Genomic DNA, 14194 nt, shown 5'->3' on the forward strand with positions numbered 1-14194 from the left:
AGGTCTACTGGCGACGCTCGAACCGATACTCGTCAATGACGGCCGCAATGGCGCGGCGTTCGCCTTCGACGCTACAACGTACCACGCGTCCCAGACCGCTTACCAATACATCCGTGGATGCGCCCAACACTGCTGCCGGCATCGAAATGCGGAATTCGATCGGCGATCCGACCTTCATTTCCGATTCCAGATGAAACAGGACCCCGCCGGATGAAATGTCTTGCGTTTCCGCCAGGTGTTCTTCGCCCGATGTCGTGATGGCGATGGGGAGCCTAAGCGGGAACCGAACCGAGGTTCTCAGTTCCGTTGATGTTTCTTCAAGAGTCACGAAGGCCGTAGATTACACCGACTTCTTGCTGATTTAAAGTTACCAAAGTATTACCGGGTGAGGTCACCTGCGAGGGTTACCCGGAAGTCTTCATTTTCGGTTGTCGAGCAGGCGGACAACTGAAGACTGAGGACTGAAAACTCGCTTAGAACTTCGTCACTTCCGTGAAGTTAAACTTCTTTACTTTCATCGCCGGCACGACCATGTCGAACGACTCTTCCCCGCTCGCCCGCACCGGCTGGCCCATCTCCTCGACGTTCGCCAGCAGTTCAATCAGGCTCTGGTTGAAGCGGAAATTCAAGATGCCGTGCCGCACCTTGCCGCCCTCGACGTAAAACGTGCCGTCGCGCGTCATGCCGGTCAAAATTTTTTCGTACGCGTCCACTTCGCGGATATACCACAGCCGGGTGATCAGCACGCCGCGTTCGGTCGTCGCCACCATCTGCTCCACCGTCTTCGGTTCCGCCGGCGGCGCAAAAACAATGTTGAGCGGGATTTCGCCGATTTCATTCGGCAGCGGCAGGCCGTGACCGGTGACCTCCACCGGCCCCACCTTGCCGGCGTGCCCCGATTTCTTCATCTTCTCCGCCGTGGCGCGCGCGTACACCAGCCGCTTGGGGACGCCGTTCTCCACCAGCGCAACGCGCTGCCGCCGCACGCCCTCTCCGTCGAACGGCGGACCCGACTGCAGTGCATGATCGACGTCGTCGTAGATGGTGACGTTGGGGCCGAACAACTGCGTCGCAATACGGTTGTTGAGGAACGAGCGCTCGTCGAGAATCGTCTGCCCGCCCCAGTCCCAGAACATGAAGCCGCACAAATCCAGCACCGCCGCCGGCTCCAGGATCGCGGTGTACTTGCCCGGCGCCAGTTCCTGGGGCGCGGCGGACTCGCGCGCCTTGCGCGCCGCAATCTCCGCCAGCGCCACTGGATCCAGATTGCGCACATCCGGCGAGTTCGCCTTCTGCCAGCCCGATGAGTCTCTGGCCAGCATGGTGACGGAAATCTCCGCCGAGGTCTGCGTGTGATAGGCGCATAATCCGCGCGAATTCAATACCGCTTCCACGGACTCGGAGGTCGCATAAATCCCTGCCGTGGTCAGGTTCTCGCGCTGGGCGACGCGCACGATCTTGCCCACGGCTTCCGCGCGGTCTGCCGGAGTGATGCCGGCCGTCTCGCTGAATGTGCGCCCCACTTGCGGGCCTGCGCAAAACGCATCCGGCCCGGCAACCGGCAGCAGGTCGGAATCTTTCGCCTGCACGCGCGCCAAATCCTCGCTCGCCTTGACGCAGCGGCGAACGCTCTCATCATCGAACTTGTTCGTCGTGGCGCGCGCCGTCCGGCCGTCGAACACGGTGCGTACCGAAAGAACGTAATTCTCTTCCGCCACGTTCTGGTGAATGGTGTTGTTGGCGAAGCGGGTGAGGGCATTCCGCCCGCCGGAGATGAGCAACTCAATCTCGTCCGCGCTCGAGAACTTCTTTACGCGATCGAACGTATCCTGGGCTTTGTCTTTGTTGAGCACGAACTCTCGCCCCTCATTACCTTGATTACGGCCGTCCACCTGCCACTGCCGTCAACGAAAAATCTCTAGCCATTCTGCTGATGACATCCGTGCATCTGCCCCACAAGTCTTGTACTTCATCAATGTCATAAACCTTCTCGGGATGCTGCGTAGGATTGCGAAACGTTATTCGAATGTCATCCAGGTTGGTCAGCAATGTTTCTGGAATCTTCAGAACCTTGCGGGTGCGAAGATCCGCTACCATCGGGCCCCACATCAATGTAGCCCGGTTGCGATGCACCCGTTCGAGGTAATAGGCACGCAAAATGGCCTCTGTTGCTCGCAGCAGGTGAAAGGCAGCCGCGGTCGGCCGTTCGAATGCAATGCACTTCCCCGCCTCGGTGAGATCGTAACGAGCTAGGTCGGGCAGTTTTGCAAAGGTCCCTGGGGAGAATAGTGATGGGACGTCTTTCAAGAGGCGCGCAACGTCTATTCTCTTCGGCGTAACGACGTATGCCTCGAAACCTTGCAGTTCTGCGTCCAATGTAGTCCGAATCCGGTCCATCTGCTCACTCAATCTCCTCGCTTGGTCTTCCGAAAGACCTGAACCCTGCCCAGGTTTGGACAACTCCTCCAACAACTTCGTTAGCTCCCCACATGCGCGGGAAGTTACCTGCAGCCCGAGATCCTCCAAGGCTTCCAGGAACTTAGACAGGTTAGTGCGTATGCCCCAGCCCGATGGATGGTCGCCAACTAGCCAGTCGGCTTGCACATCCTGCAGGTATCGAAGACTGGTTCCAAAAAAGTAGTATTCGAAGATTGACTTAGTCTTCACGGGTAATCGCTCCTACCCAGTTCACATCGACGCGCCCTTGTACGCTGTGCCCACCTTCACTCCCCGAAATCGCGCCGGACTGGCGCCGTGTCCCGTTCCCATCACTTGCTGCGGCTGTCCCTTGCCGCAATTGGGCGTGCCCCACAACGTCCAATGCTCGCGCGAGCAAATGGCGTCCATGGAATTCCAGAACTCAGTCGTAATCCCGGAATACGACGGGTTCTTCAGCATGCGCCCGAGCTTCCCGCCCTTGATCTCCCAGCCGATCTCGGTGCCGAACTGGAAGTTGTAGCGCTTGTCGTCAATCGACCAGGAGCGGTTCGTCTGAAAAAAAATTCCGTGGTCGGTGGAGGCAATCAGTTCCTCTGGGCTGAGCTTCTTTTCCCCCGGCAAGATGCTGACGTTGGTCATACGGATCATGGGCAGCCGGTTCCAGCCTTCGCCGCGCACCGTGCCGCCCGAGCGCTCCAGTCCGACCATCGCCGCCGTCTCGCGCGACGTCAGGTATCCGGTGAACAGTCCGTTGCTGATGATCGGCGTGCACTGCGCCGGAACGCCCTCGTCGTCGTACTTGAAGGTGCCGAGGCCGGGCCCGTGCTCGGGGCGCGCGTCGGCCACCACGTTCACCAGTTCGCTGCCGTACTTCAGCTTGCGCAGCTTGTCGATGGTGAGAAACGAGGTGCCAGCGAAATTGGCTTCCATGCCCAGCACGCGGTCGAGTTCGATCGGGTGTCCCACTGACTCGTGAATCTGCAGCCCGAGCTGCGAGGAATCGAGGATGATGTCAAACTTCCCTTGCGGACACTGGTCGGCTTTAGGCAGCGCGACGCACTCCTCGGCGATCCGCCGCGCGTTCTCCAGCAGCTTGAGCTCGTGAATCAGCTCGTATCCTTTGTCCTGCCACTGCCCGCCGAACGAAGTCGGATATGAGCGCTTCTGAATTTCCGAGCCGGCAAAGGAAAACGCCGCGTATCCGGCGCCCGTCGTGTGCTTCACCTGGTGAATGTCGGAGCCGTCGGAGGAGTAATACCACTGCTCGTAGCGGCGGAAATTCATGTTAGTTTCCGCCAGCGTAATTCCTTTGACCGCACGCAGTTCGGCGTCAACCCTCATCAGCAGGTCGAGGTTCTGCTCAACCGAGATGCCGAAGGGATCGATCTGGTACGGGCTGCTCCAGTCATCCGTGTATGCCTTCTCGGGCGCGAGGCGCACGTCGTGCTGCTTGACCTGCGCCGACGCGCGTGCGATCTCGACCGCCTGCCCGGCGGCGATCTGGACGCCGGCGCGCGTCAGATCCTCGGTAGCGGCGAATCCCCAGGCGCCGTCAGCCAGGACGCGGATGCCGATGCCGAGCGACTGGCTGTCGGCCACGTGCCCTATCTTGCCGTTCTTGGTGGCGAGCCCGCGCTGGCGCTCGTCTACGATGCGGCAGTCGGCGAACTGCACGCCGCGCGCGCTGCATACATTCAGCGCCCAACTGGCAATTTCCTTCATGCTCATAACCAGCAGACATGATAAATGAGGAGCGGGAGTTGCGGGATGAAGAGGCGGAAATCGGCGCTGAAGGTCGTTAACCTGGAGCAGGACATGCCGACGGTGCCGCTGGCATTGTCATTGCTGAATGACGCGCTGCGGATGGCACGAGCCGAGGGGTATGCGGCGGTAAAGATCATCCATGGGTACGGCTCTTCCGGGAAAGGCGGCGCGATTCGCATGGCGGTGCAGGCGGAGTTGATGCAGCGGGCGCGCGCCGGAGAACTACGCGCGTTCATCGCCGGCGAGGAGTGGCGGATTTCCGACGAGCGCTCGTGGGCGCTGTTGCAGTCTTGTCCTGAGCTGAAACAAGACACCGATTTGGGGCGGGGGAACAAGGGGATTTCGATTGTGGTGCTGTGACCGGCGACGAAGGCGGAATGTTGACCTGGCTGGCTGGCGAACGCGCTAGTGACTCCCGTGACAGTTCAGGGTACACTTCCCGGCCATCTCCGCGAAATTCATGGCCACAGACAAGTCAGAGCGGCTCCTCGCACGGCTTGAGGAAAGCAAGCGCCGTTTCGGCCCCGGCGAAGCCGCGCGCGCGGAGATGGCCATCGCCGCCGCGGGCAAGGTGCGCTTCCGCGACGCGCAGTCTCTCATCCGCTTTCACGACGCACTTCTCTTCTCGCGCGCGTTCCCGCAAGGGCCCGGTGTGGTGCGCATCAGCGAAGCGCTGCTCGCGGGCATGCACGCGCGGGTCGAGCAATTGCGCGCCTCCGGCGCCGACATGTCCGCTTTCGACGACGAATCGGTCTCCGGCATCGCCGGCATTGAAATCGTGGACACGTTTCCTTACGAGATCGCCGCCTGGCTGGCGCAGTCGTATCCGCAGCACGTCGAAATCTGCTGGGACGCCGACATCAACTCCGCACGCCTGGCCAACACCTGGCCGCGCTTCATGCCGCTGCTCGATGAAGACGGCTTCGTCGAGCCTGACGTGCCCTATCGCGAGTGGCTGGATGCGGCTCGCGGCAACGAGCCCGAAGTAGCGTGGCTGTTGCGGCGCTTTGCCTCGCTCAACATGCCCGAGCGCGGCCAGGCGGAACTGTACGAATCGCTACAACTGCCGGTGCAGTGGAACCTCGGCGGGCTTCCCGCCAGCCGCACTCTCGCCCGCGGCAACTCGCGCCCGGCGTTCTTTCATCGCGAGCCGCTCATCCGCCGCGGCGACGTCTCCCTGGCGCGCGAACTCGCTTCCCCACTCAGCCTGGAGACCCTCTCGCCCGGCGAAAGCGCCGCCATGATCAACATGGGGCGCGAGGTGCTGACCGTCCGCTACCGCGGGCTCTACGGCATGACGTTCGGAGCGCCGCCGGTCTATCTCGCCGAGGCCGGGCGCGGCACGCAGATTTTTATCTGGGGACTTCCACCCAGCCGGCGTTTCCCTCTGCGCACTTACGCTGCGGGGTTCACGCTCAAGAACGGAATTCCGATCAACTACCTGGAAGCGATCGCACTCGCCGACTGGATGGAAATCGGCTTCAACACCTTCTATGCCTTTCGTGAAGGCGAGACGGGCTGGACCTACGCCCAAGTGCTGCGCGCGCTCCGCCAACTGCTCGGCATGGACACGATTTCCGTGTACCCGTACCAGCTCGGCGCGGACAACGAGGAAGCAATCGCCTCCGGCGCGTTCTGGTTCTACCGCAAGCTCGGTTTCCGTCCCGGGCGGCCGGAACTTGCCGCGCTGGTGGAAGCAGAAGAAAAGAAGATTGCCGCCGACCCGCGCTATCGCACGCCCGCACGCACCCTGCGCAAACTTGCCGCCGGCCATGTCTTCTTCGAAATGCCCCGCACGCCGCGAGGCGATTGGGACCGCTTCCGCGCGCGCACCCTCGGCATGGCCGTGCTCCGCGAGATGGCGAAGTCCGGTGGCGACCCCGACGCCTTTCGCTCCGCCTGCACCCAGCGCCTGGCCTCAGCGCTCAATTCTTCCCCGGGCGAGTTGACTTCCGACGAGCGCTACGCCTTCAGCAACTTCGCCCTCTCCCTGAACTCCGCCGCCGACCTGCGCACCTGGACCGCGGCGGAAAAAGCGAAATTGCTGCACATCATTCGCGCCAAGATGGCGGACGAAGAATGGGACTACCTGCGCCTGATGCGCGAGCACCCGCGCCTGCGCCAGGCACTGATACGGCTGGGCTCTCCCCACGCCCCGGCGGCGGACGTTTAAACTTATTTTGTGGCCCTTTCCCGCTCGGAAACAATTCGCGCCTTCTACCAGACCCTGTTTCGCGCCTGGGGACGTCAGCACTGGTGGCCGGCGCGGAGCCGCTTCGAGGTCGTCGTCGGCGCCTTTCTCACCCAGAATACGGCGTGGGCCAACGTCGAAAAGGCCTTGGCGCAACTGCGCCGGGCGCGCGTGCTTAGCCTCAGGGGAATTCGCAACACGCCGCTCCCGCAACTGGAGCAGCTCATCCGCTCCGCGGGTTATTACCGTCAAAAAGCGGCGCGGTTGAAAAATTTCGTCGCCTACCTGGATGAGCGCCATGCCGGCTCTCTCCAGCGCATGTTCACCCGCCCCACCGCCGAATTGCGCGCGGAATTGCTGGCGCTGAACGGCATCGGCCCGGAAACCGCGGACTCCATCCTGCTCTACGCCGGCAATCATCCGGTTTTCGTCGTGGACGCCTACACCCGCCGCATCCTCGACCGCCACCGTATCCTCCCCCCGAACGCGCCCTACGACGACATTCGCAACCTGTTCGAAGGCGCCCTGGGCACACCCGAATTCGTAGCGCAATGCGAAGGCGACCCGCATTTACCGGCTACTGACCACCAGCCACTGGCCTCTCCCGAAGGTTCGTGCCACTCGCCCTCTCGCATGAGCACCATTCGTCGCACCGCGACCGCACAGGTCTTCAACGAAATGCACGGTTTGATCGTCGGTGTAGGAAAGAATTTTTGTTTGAAGTCGAAGGCGCTTTGCGACCAGTGCCCGCTGCGGCTGTTCCTGCCGGTTCGAGGGCCACGGCTAACGCCCCAAGCCCCCGCGCGTCGGCCGCGTCTTCGCTGAATTTCCCTGCTGGTTCTCCCGTTATAATGTCCCTATCGCCCCGCATGACGCGCTTCTGTCGCGGGGCCGCTCCTTTTGTCTGCTAAAGCGCCAATTCGTTCCGAGGAAAGCTCGCGCCGGCGCCGTACTGCCCTGATCATTCTCGCGATCATCATCTTTCTATTGTTGTTTGTAGTTTCGTCCCAGCAGGCATTCGATCTTACGTTCCTCCGCCCCACCACCAGCGAGCAGACGCTGATCTTCTCCGCCCTCTCCTCGCTCATCTTCCTTCTGCTGCTGGCGCTCATGGTCGTGCTGGCGCGCACTCTACTCAAGTTGTTTGCCGAAACGCGGGGAGGCGTGCTGGGCTCGAGATTTCGCACCAAGATGGTGCTGGGTGCTCTGGTGCTGTCGTTCGGCCCGGTGCTGTTCATGTTCATGTTTGCGTATGGGCTGATGAACCGCTCGATTGACAAGTGGTTCTCTCGCCCGGTGGAGGAAGTCCGCCAGGACACGGCGCGCGTCGGAACGCTGCTCTCCAGCTACGCGGCGGACAACGCCAAGGCGGAAGCCACCTCCATCGCCGAAGCGGCGCCTACGCAGCGCGGGTTTGAGAAAGGCGATTTCGGACAGGTGGTCAACATCTTCCGCCACCACGACGCGCCTCTTCAGGGTGGCTTCGCGGTCGCCATCCTGGACGGCGAAGCCGAGGCCGCGTACCACCTGCCCGAGCCCTGGCCGATGGTGCGCCAGCGCATCGGCGAGCACCAGGGGACGCTGCTGCCGTTGCCCAAATCCTTCACTCTGAACGGCGTCGAGTACATGCTGGGGTCGGCGATGGTGGGCGGACGCGGCGGATGGGTGCTGGTCGGCATGCCGCTGCCGCCGGAATTCTCGCGCACCATGGCGCAGATCGAAGCCAGCCAGCGCCGTTACATGGAACTGGCGCAGCAGCGCAAGCTCGTCCGCCGCACCTACATGGGACTGCTGCTCCTGCTCACCGTGCTGGTGCTGTTCGCCTCCACCTGGATGGCGCTGTTCCTCTCCAAATTCGTCACCCGGCCGGTGGCAGCGCTGGCGGAAGCAACCGAGCAAATCTCGCGCGGAAAATTCGATTACCGAGTTGCCGTGGATACCGGCGACGAGCTGGGCAAGCTGGTGCGCTCCTTCAACCGCATGGCGGAGGAGCTGGAATCCTCGCGCCGGCAGATCGAGGCCTCCAGCCGGGAACTCGCCGATGCCAACGCCGCCCTGGAGCAGCGCCGCCGCCACATGGAAACCATCCTGGAAAGCATTCCCACCGGCGTGCTGTCTCTCGATGCCGAACGCCGCATCACCCACACCAACAACGCGCTCAACCGTATTCTGTGGCCCGAGGGCAACGGCTCGCACGAGGGCGCACGCATTGATTCCATCTTTCCGCCGGACGTCATGCAGGAGATGCGCCATCTGCTGCGCAAGGCCGACCGCATGGGCTCCACCACCATCCAGATGGAAATCCCGTTTCAGCGCCGCCATCTGACCGCGGCGGTGACCGCTGCGTCGTTGCAGCACGAAGGCCAGCGCCTCGGCTACGTGCTCGTCTTCGAGGATTTATCGGACCTGCTCAAGGCGCAGAAGCAGGCCGCCTGGCGCGAGGTGGCGCGCCGGGTGGCGCACGAAATCAAGAACCCGCTGACCCCCATCGCGCTCTCCGCCGAGCGCATCCGCCGCCACCTGGAGCGCGGCACGCCGCCTGACCCGCAGTCGCTGGAAGTGATCAAGGGTTGCGCCGAGACCATCGGTGGCGCCGTCGAAACCGTGCGCACGCTGGTGGACGAGTTCGCTACGTTTGCCCGCTTCCCGCAGGCGCAGCCGCAACCCGCCGACATCAACGCCATCGTGGAATCCGCGCTCGCCATGTTCAACGGGCGGCTCGACAACATCCGCGTCCACACCCAGCTTGCACCCGACCTGCCGAAAGTCATGGCCGATCCCGAGGCCATCAAGCGCGCCATCGCCAACCTGGTGGACAATGCCGCCGAAGCCATGCAGGAGTCTCTGATCCGCGAAGTGGACATCAGCACCGCGCTGGCCGGGACGCGCGACGCCATCGAGATCGTGATCGCCGACAGCGGCCACGGCGTCACCCACGAGCTCAAGGAAAAATTGTTCCTGCCGTATTTCTCCACCAAGAAGCGCGGCACCGGGCTCGGGCTGGCCATCGTCAGCCGCATCGTGGAAGACCACCGCGGCACCATTCGTGTCGAGGAAAACAAGCCGGTGGGCGCGCGCTTCATTGTCGAGCTGCCGGTCGCCGCCGAACCGGCGCAGATGGCCCATGCATAACGTCCTCATCGTCGACGACGAGCCCGGCATCCGCGAGTCGCTCAAGGGCGTGCTCGAGGACGAAGGCTATACCGCCGCGCTCGCCGGCAGCGGGGAGGTCTGCCTGGAGATGCTCGACAAGCGCCCGTTTGACGTGGTGCTGCTCGACATCTGGCTGCCCGGCATGGACGGCCTGGAAACGCTGCACAAGATCAAGCAATCCGATGCCTCGCCCGAGGTCATCATGATCTCCGGCCACGGCACCATCGAAACCGCCGTGCGCGCCACCAAGCTGGGCGCCTTTGACTTTCTGGAAAAACCGCTCTCCATCGAGAAGACGCTCATCCTGGTGAAGAACGCGGCCGAGGCGCGCCGCCTGCGCGTGGAGAACCGCGACCTCAAGCGCCAGCAGCCCAAGAGCGTGATCGCCGGCGAGAGCATCCCGATGAAGGCGCTGCGCCAGCAGATCGCGCTCATGGCGCCGACCAACGGGCGCGTGCTCATCTTCGGCGAATCCGGCACCGGCAAGGAACTCGTCGCCCGCGCCATCCACGCCGAAAGCGAGCGTTACGAGGCCATGTTCGTCGAGGTCAACTGCGCCGCCATCCCCGAAGACCTGATCGAGAGCGAATTGTTCGGCCACCGCAAAGGCTCATTTGCCGGAGCGAGCGCCGACAAGGAAGGAAAATTTCAGAAGGCGGACGGGGGCACGCTGTTCCTCGACGAAGTCGGCGACATGAGCCTGAAGACGCAGGCGAAAGTTCTGCGCACCCTCGACGAACAGAGCTTCACGCCGGTTGGGGGAGACGAGGTGGTCACCGTGGACGCGCGCGTCATCGCCGCCACCAATCACGACCTGGAAGAGGAGATTTCCAAGGGCAATTTCCGCGAGGACTTGTTTTATCGTTTGAACGTCATTCCCTTCTACGTCCCGCCGCTGCGCGAGCGTCTGGAAGACGTGCCCCTGCTGGCGCGCCATTTCCTCAAGGAATTTTCCTCGCAATACAGCCGCCGCACCAAGGAGATGACCGACGACGCCATTGACACGCTCATGCGCTACTCGTGGCCGGGCAACGTGCGCGAGTTAAGAAACGTGATCGAGCGCATCGTCATCATGAACCCCGCGGTCACAAAACTCGACCGCAAGCACCTGCCGCCGCTGGTCTATCGCGATACTTCGCGCCGCGGGGGCGACGGCTTCTCCACCCTGCACCAGGCGCGGGCCGCCTACGAACGCGACTTCATTTTGAAAACCCTCGACCAGAATCACGGCAACGTCAGCCGCACCGCGGAAGTGCTGGGACTGGAGAGATCTCACCTGTACCGGAAGATGAAGACGCTGGGGATTGCGGTGAAGGAGTGATTTGTCAAGAAGAGAGTACCGCTTGACGGAGTCTGAGGAGTTGTTTGAGGAATTCTGCCACAGCAACTGTGTTGTTGTGGAAAAGGTGGTTCCTGAGAGTGAGAAAACCCCCGATTACCTTGTCCGGCACCGAGATGCAGCAATCATCGTAGAAGTAAAGCAGTTCGATGCTACTGCGGCAGAACGCCGCACATTGCTCAAATCCCCCGATGAATTGGACGAATCAGACGCTTTCTATGATGGCAGACCTGGCGACGGGGTTCGATCGAAGATAAATAGCGCCATGCCTCAATTGAAGCGATTGTCTGGCGGCAAGATTCCGACGTTGTTGGTTCTGTATGACAATGTACAACTCTGGCCTGAGATCTGCGATGCCTACGCAATCAAGGTGGCAATGTACGGGGTTGAAAGCATTCTTATAACGCCCGAACCCGCTCCAGAAGGCGGTGCAACGGTGGTCGCAAGATGGCACGGACCACGGCGTAAGGCGACGCGACTGGCCAACACCAGCCTAAGTGCGATTGCATTGCTACTGCTGGACGGCGAACGGCTTAGAATGAATATTTTCCACAATTTCTTCGCACGCAATCCTCTGTCTCCGGTGTCGCTCCGGTCGTCTTCGATCACCCATTACCGCCTGCCAGCGGACCCTGATCACGTATTCGCAGAATGGGAAATCTTTGATTCGCAATAGAACTCCTGTTCAAGCAAAAGCCCACGCGTGAACGAGACCCGAATTATGGATGTGTGCCATGCAGCACTCCCGAGCTTGAATTCAACCGTCCCTACGGGACTGGACGCTCATCGTACCCTGCTCCCGGCACTGAAGTGCCGGGCTATTGTCATTCGTCCGTACCGGACGGGTTTCATTTTGGTCCGGAGTTTCCGCCGTACCGGACGGGTTTCATTCTGGTCCGGAGTTGCAGCCATCCATAGACAACCAACACATGGGACTTTTGTCGACGCGATCAGCAAGCGTGATTCGAACTAGTCATCGGTGCCGCCGACGGCCAGTGCTTTCATGCCGTTTTGGCGGGCAATGCCGCCGAGGTAAGCCCATCAGAAGGAACTGCTACCCCTCAGCCCCGCAGGGGCGGATGAAAATAGCCCGGCGCTTCAGCGCCGGGAATGGTGCGCTAAACTCGCCGAAGTCCCGTAGGGACGGCTGACCAGATTTTCGCCAGGAGTTATGAGCTAACAGCTAACAGCTTTCCCCTACTTCATTCCATCCACCAAATACAGATCCGACAGCGTGCGATGGTAGCCATACACCGCAGTTTTGGCGTCGGGCGTCAGCAGGATCGGGCCGATGGTCACCACGCCCGCCGGATCGGACGGCATCAACTGCTTCCACGCCGAGCGCCGGCCGGTCATCATATCCAGGCGGAACACGCGCGCCGGTAATTCTCCCGGCTGGTAAACGTATAACCCGCCATCATTGCTGAAGGTGATCGGCTGCTCCCCGGCTACGAATCCCGGAATGGGCTTGGGATCTCCTCCGTCGATCGGATACAGGTAGCCTTTTTCGTCTCCGGCAACGGCGGCAACGAATTTTGCATCGGGCGCGATGGCGAACGAGGTGCTCACCAGGCCCTCGGGAGTAATCGCATGCGATTTGCCCGAGCCTACGTCGAGCACGAACAGGCGTGTGCCTCTGCTGGGCTCATTTCCTGAGAACAGGATGCGCTTGCCGTCAGGGAACCAGCGCGCCCAGGTGTGATTGATGTTGTCGTGGGTGAGTTCCCGGGCATCACCAACGCCGGTCGGCAACAGCCGCAACTGCGCCGGAGAACCAGGCGACTGCGCAACCGCCCACTTACCGTCGGGCGACAGCGCAACCGCCGCGCCTTCTCCCAGCAGCACCGCCGGCGAGCCGTCCGTCTTGCGCACGTACACCGCATAGGTGAGACCGCCCGACTTCGAATACGCCAGGCCACCGCCGCTGCCTTCTTCATCGAACAGCAGTGTCTTGCCGTCGCCCGACAAATCGCCGGGATACGAGTAATCGAACCAGGACAGGTCCTGCTCCTTGGCATCCTTGCCGACGATGGCCATCAGTTCGCGGCGCCAACTGGCGCGCGTCAGCAGCACCCGGCCGTCCTTAAAGATGTCGAGCAGCATCAGCGTGCCCGGCATGCGCGTCACCAGGCGCTGCTTGCCGTCAAGCGAGACCGCCCATAGCGTCCGGTCGATCCCCGATTTGCTGGACGTAAACCAGACCTCTTTTCCATCCGGCGACCACGCCAGTCCCTGCACGGTGTACCAGTCGGCGGAAAGCACCGTTCTCTTCCCCTGCAGATCCACCGCGGCCACAGAACCGCCGTCGTCGCCTTGCAGCGGATGGTCAATGAAGGCAATGCGATCGCCCTGTGGGGAAACCCGCGGGCTCCCGATCCATCCCCCCGATTGGTAGAGCACTTTTCCGGCGGGATACTCCAGGCGGTTGCGGCCATTCACGTCGCGCACGATGGCCAGCTCTTTTCCGTCCGGGCTCCAATCGGCCCATTGCACGTTGGCGAGAATTTCGCGCGGCGCGCCGCCAATCAAAGGCGCCCGCGCTAGCGTGCCGGTAGTCACCCACGTCCCGATGGCGTGCGCATTCAACAGCACCGCCATCTCGCCGCTGGAAGAGACCGACAGCAGTTGGGTTCGCGGCAATCCCATCGAACGCGACTCCGGCGCCTCCGGCCGCGCAGTATAGACGTCGCTGGGATTGCCCTGCCAGGCGGCGCTGTACAGGATGGTCTGGCCGTCCGGCCCGAAGCGGGCCGCGCGAATGCTGCCGCGCCGGAACGTAAGCTGGTGGTAGAGCGGGGGTGGCGGCGGAGGCTGCAGGAATAAGAGCCGGCCGATGTAGATGCCAACCACCAGCGCTACAACCGCGGCCGCAGCGGCGACCAGCGGGAGCATCCGTTTGGCGCTCCCGGAGGCCGCCGCTGCGATCGGCGCAGCCGGGGTCGCGGCCGGGGTTGCCGTAGAGCGGCTGGAACTGCCGTCGCGCTGCAAGCGGCGCAGGTCGCCGCGGATTTCCGCCGCCGTCTGGTAGCGCAGCTCGCGATCTTTTTCCAGGCACTTGCCGACGATGTGTTCCAGCTCGACCGGCACGTCCGCATTCAGGCTGGCCACTCCGGCGGCTTGCTTGTGCAGGATTGAGTCGAACAGCGCCGCCGAGGTCGTCCCCTGGAATGGCAAGGCGCCGGTGGCCATTTCGTACAGCACCACCCCGAAGGAGAACAGGTCGGTGCGCGCATCCAGGTCTTCGCCCAGCGCCTGCTCCGGCGACATGTAGGCGATCGTGCCCAGTGCCGTGCCCGGGCTGGTCAAGT

General features: G+C 62.3%; 11 protein-coding genes. 6 read left to right on the top strand and 5 right to left on the bottom strand.

Features of this window, described 5'->3' with window-relative positions; genetic code table 11:
* Positions 1 to 4: 4 nt before the first annotated feature.
* From LAN70_15415 to LAN70_15430, 4 genes are all read right to left on the bottom strand, one after another.
* Positions 5 to 328: a PilZ domain-containing protein gene (locus LAN70_15415; GenBank protein MBZ5512541.1), complete on the bottom strand. Its 324-nt coding sequence runs from the start codon at positions 326 to 328 to the stop codon at positions 5 to 7.
* Between the two features lie 145 nt (positions 329 to 473).
* Positions 474 to 1853 carry a TldD/PmbA family protein gene (locus tag LAN70_15420; GenBank protein MBZ5512542.1) on the bottom strand — a complete coding sequence of 460 codons (1380 nt, stop codon included), beginning with the start codon at positions 1851 to 1853 and terminating at the stop codon, positions 474 to 476.
* 25 nt (positions 1854 to 1878) lie between these two features.
* The gene (locus LAN70_15425; GenBank protein MBZ5512543.1) at positions 1879 to 2667 is read right to left on the bottom strand and encodes a hypothetical protein; all 789 of its coding nucleotides are present in this window, start codon (positions 2665 to 2667) and stop codon (positions 1879 to 1881) included.
* A 21-nt stretch (positions 2668 to 2688) separates the two neighbouring features.
* A complete protein-coding gene (locus LAN70_15430; GenBank protein MBZ5512544.1) occupies positions 2689 to 4161 on the bottom strand; it encodes a TldD/PmbA family protein in 1473 nt (490 codons plus the stop codon).
* Positions 4162 to 4206: 45 nt separating this feature from the next.
* Between LAN70_15430 and LAN70_15435 the strand changes: the two genes are divergently transcribed.
* The 6 genes from LAN70_15435 (at position 4207) to LAN70_15460 (ending at position 11562) form a co-directional block, all read left to right on the top strand.
* Positions 4207 to 4563, top strand: coding sequence for a Smr/MutS family protein (locus tag LAN70_15435; protein MBZ5512545.1), 357 nt, complete (start codon positions 4207 to 4209; stop codon positions 4561 to 4563).
* 100 nt (positions 4564 to 4663) lie between these two features.
* Positions 4664 to 6376 (top strand): hypothetical protein, encoded by a 1713-nt coding sequence (locus LAN70_15440; protein MBZ5512546.1) that lies wholly within the window; start codon positions 4664 to 4666, stop codon positions 6374 to 6376.
* 9 nt (positions 6377 to 6385) lie between these two features.
* A complete protein-coding gene (locus LAN70_15445) occupies positions 6386 to 7219 on the top strand; it encodes an endonuclease III domain-containing protein (protein MBZ5512547.1) in 834 nt (277 codons plus the stop codon).
* Positions 7220 to 7294: 75 nt separating this feature from the next.
* Entirely contained in the window at positions 7295 to 9526 is a 2232-nt protein-coding gene (locus LAN70_15450; GenBank protein MBZ5512548.1) for a HAMP domain-containing protein, read from the top strand.
* The gene (locus LAN70_15455) at positions 9519 to 10868 is read left to right on the top strand and encodes a sigma-54 dependent transcriptional regulator (GenBank protein MBZ5512549.1); all 1350 of its coding nucleotides are present in this window, start codon (positions 9519 to 9521) and stop codon (positions 10866 to 10868) included. Before LAN70_15450 ends, LAN70_15455 begins: the two co-directional genes overlap by 8 nt.
* A gap of 22 nt (positions 10869 to 10890) precedes the next feature.
* Entirely contained in the window at positions 10891 to 11562 is a 672-nt protein-coding gene (locus LAN70_15460; protein ID MBZ5512550.1) for a hypothetical protein, read from the top strand.
* 521 nt (positions 11563 to 12083) lie between these two features.
* Here LAN70_15460 and LAN70_15465 read toward each other — a convergent pair.
* Positions 12084 to 14194: protein kinase (locus tag LAN70_15465; protein MBZ5512551.1), on the bottom strand; the 2111-nt coding region annotated here is incomplete at its 5' end.

The organism is Terriglobia bacterium, assembly GCA_020072845.1.
Lineage (GTDB): Bacteria > Acidobacteriota > Terriglobia > Terriglobales > Acidobacteriaceae > JAIQGF01.

Coding starts and splice junctions, on each gene's coding strand:
- LAN70_15440 (MBZ5512546.1), top strand. CDS start 4,664: ATGGCCACAGACAAGTCAGAGCGGCTCCTCGCACGGCTTGAGGAAAGC.
- LAN70_15455 (MBZ5512549.1), top strand. CDS start 9,519: ATGCATAACGTCCTCATCGTCGACGACGAGCCCGGCATCCGCGAGTCG.
- LAN70_15435 (MBZ5512545.1), top strand. CDS start 4,207: ATGAAGAGGCGGAAATCGGCGCTGAAGGTCGTTAACCTGGAGCAGGAC.
- LAN70_15430 (MBZ5512544.1), bottom strand. CDS start 4,161: ATGAAGGAAATTGCCAGTTGGGCGCTGAATGTATGCAGCGCGCGCGGC.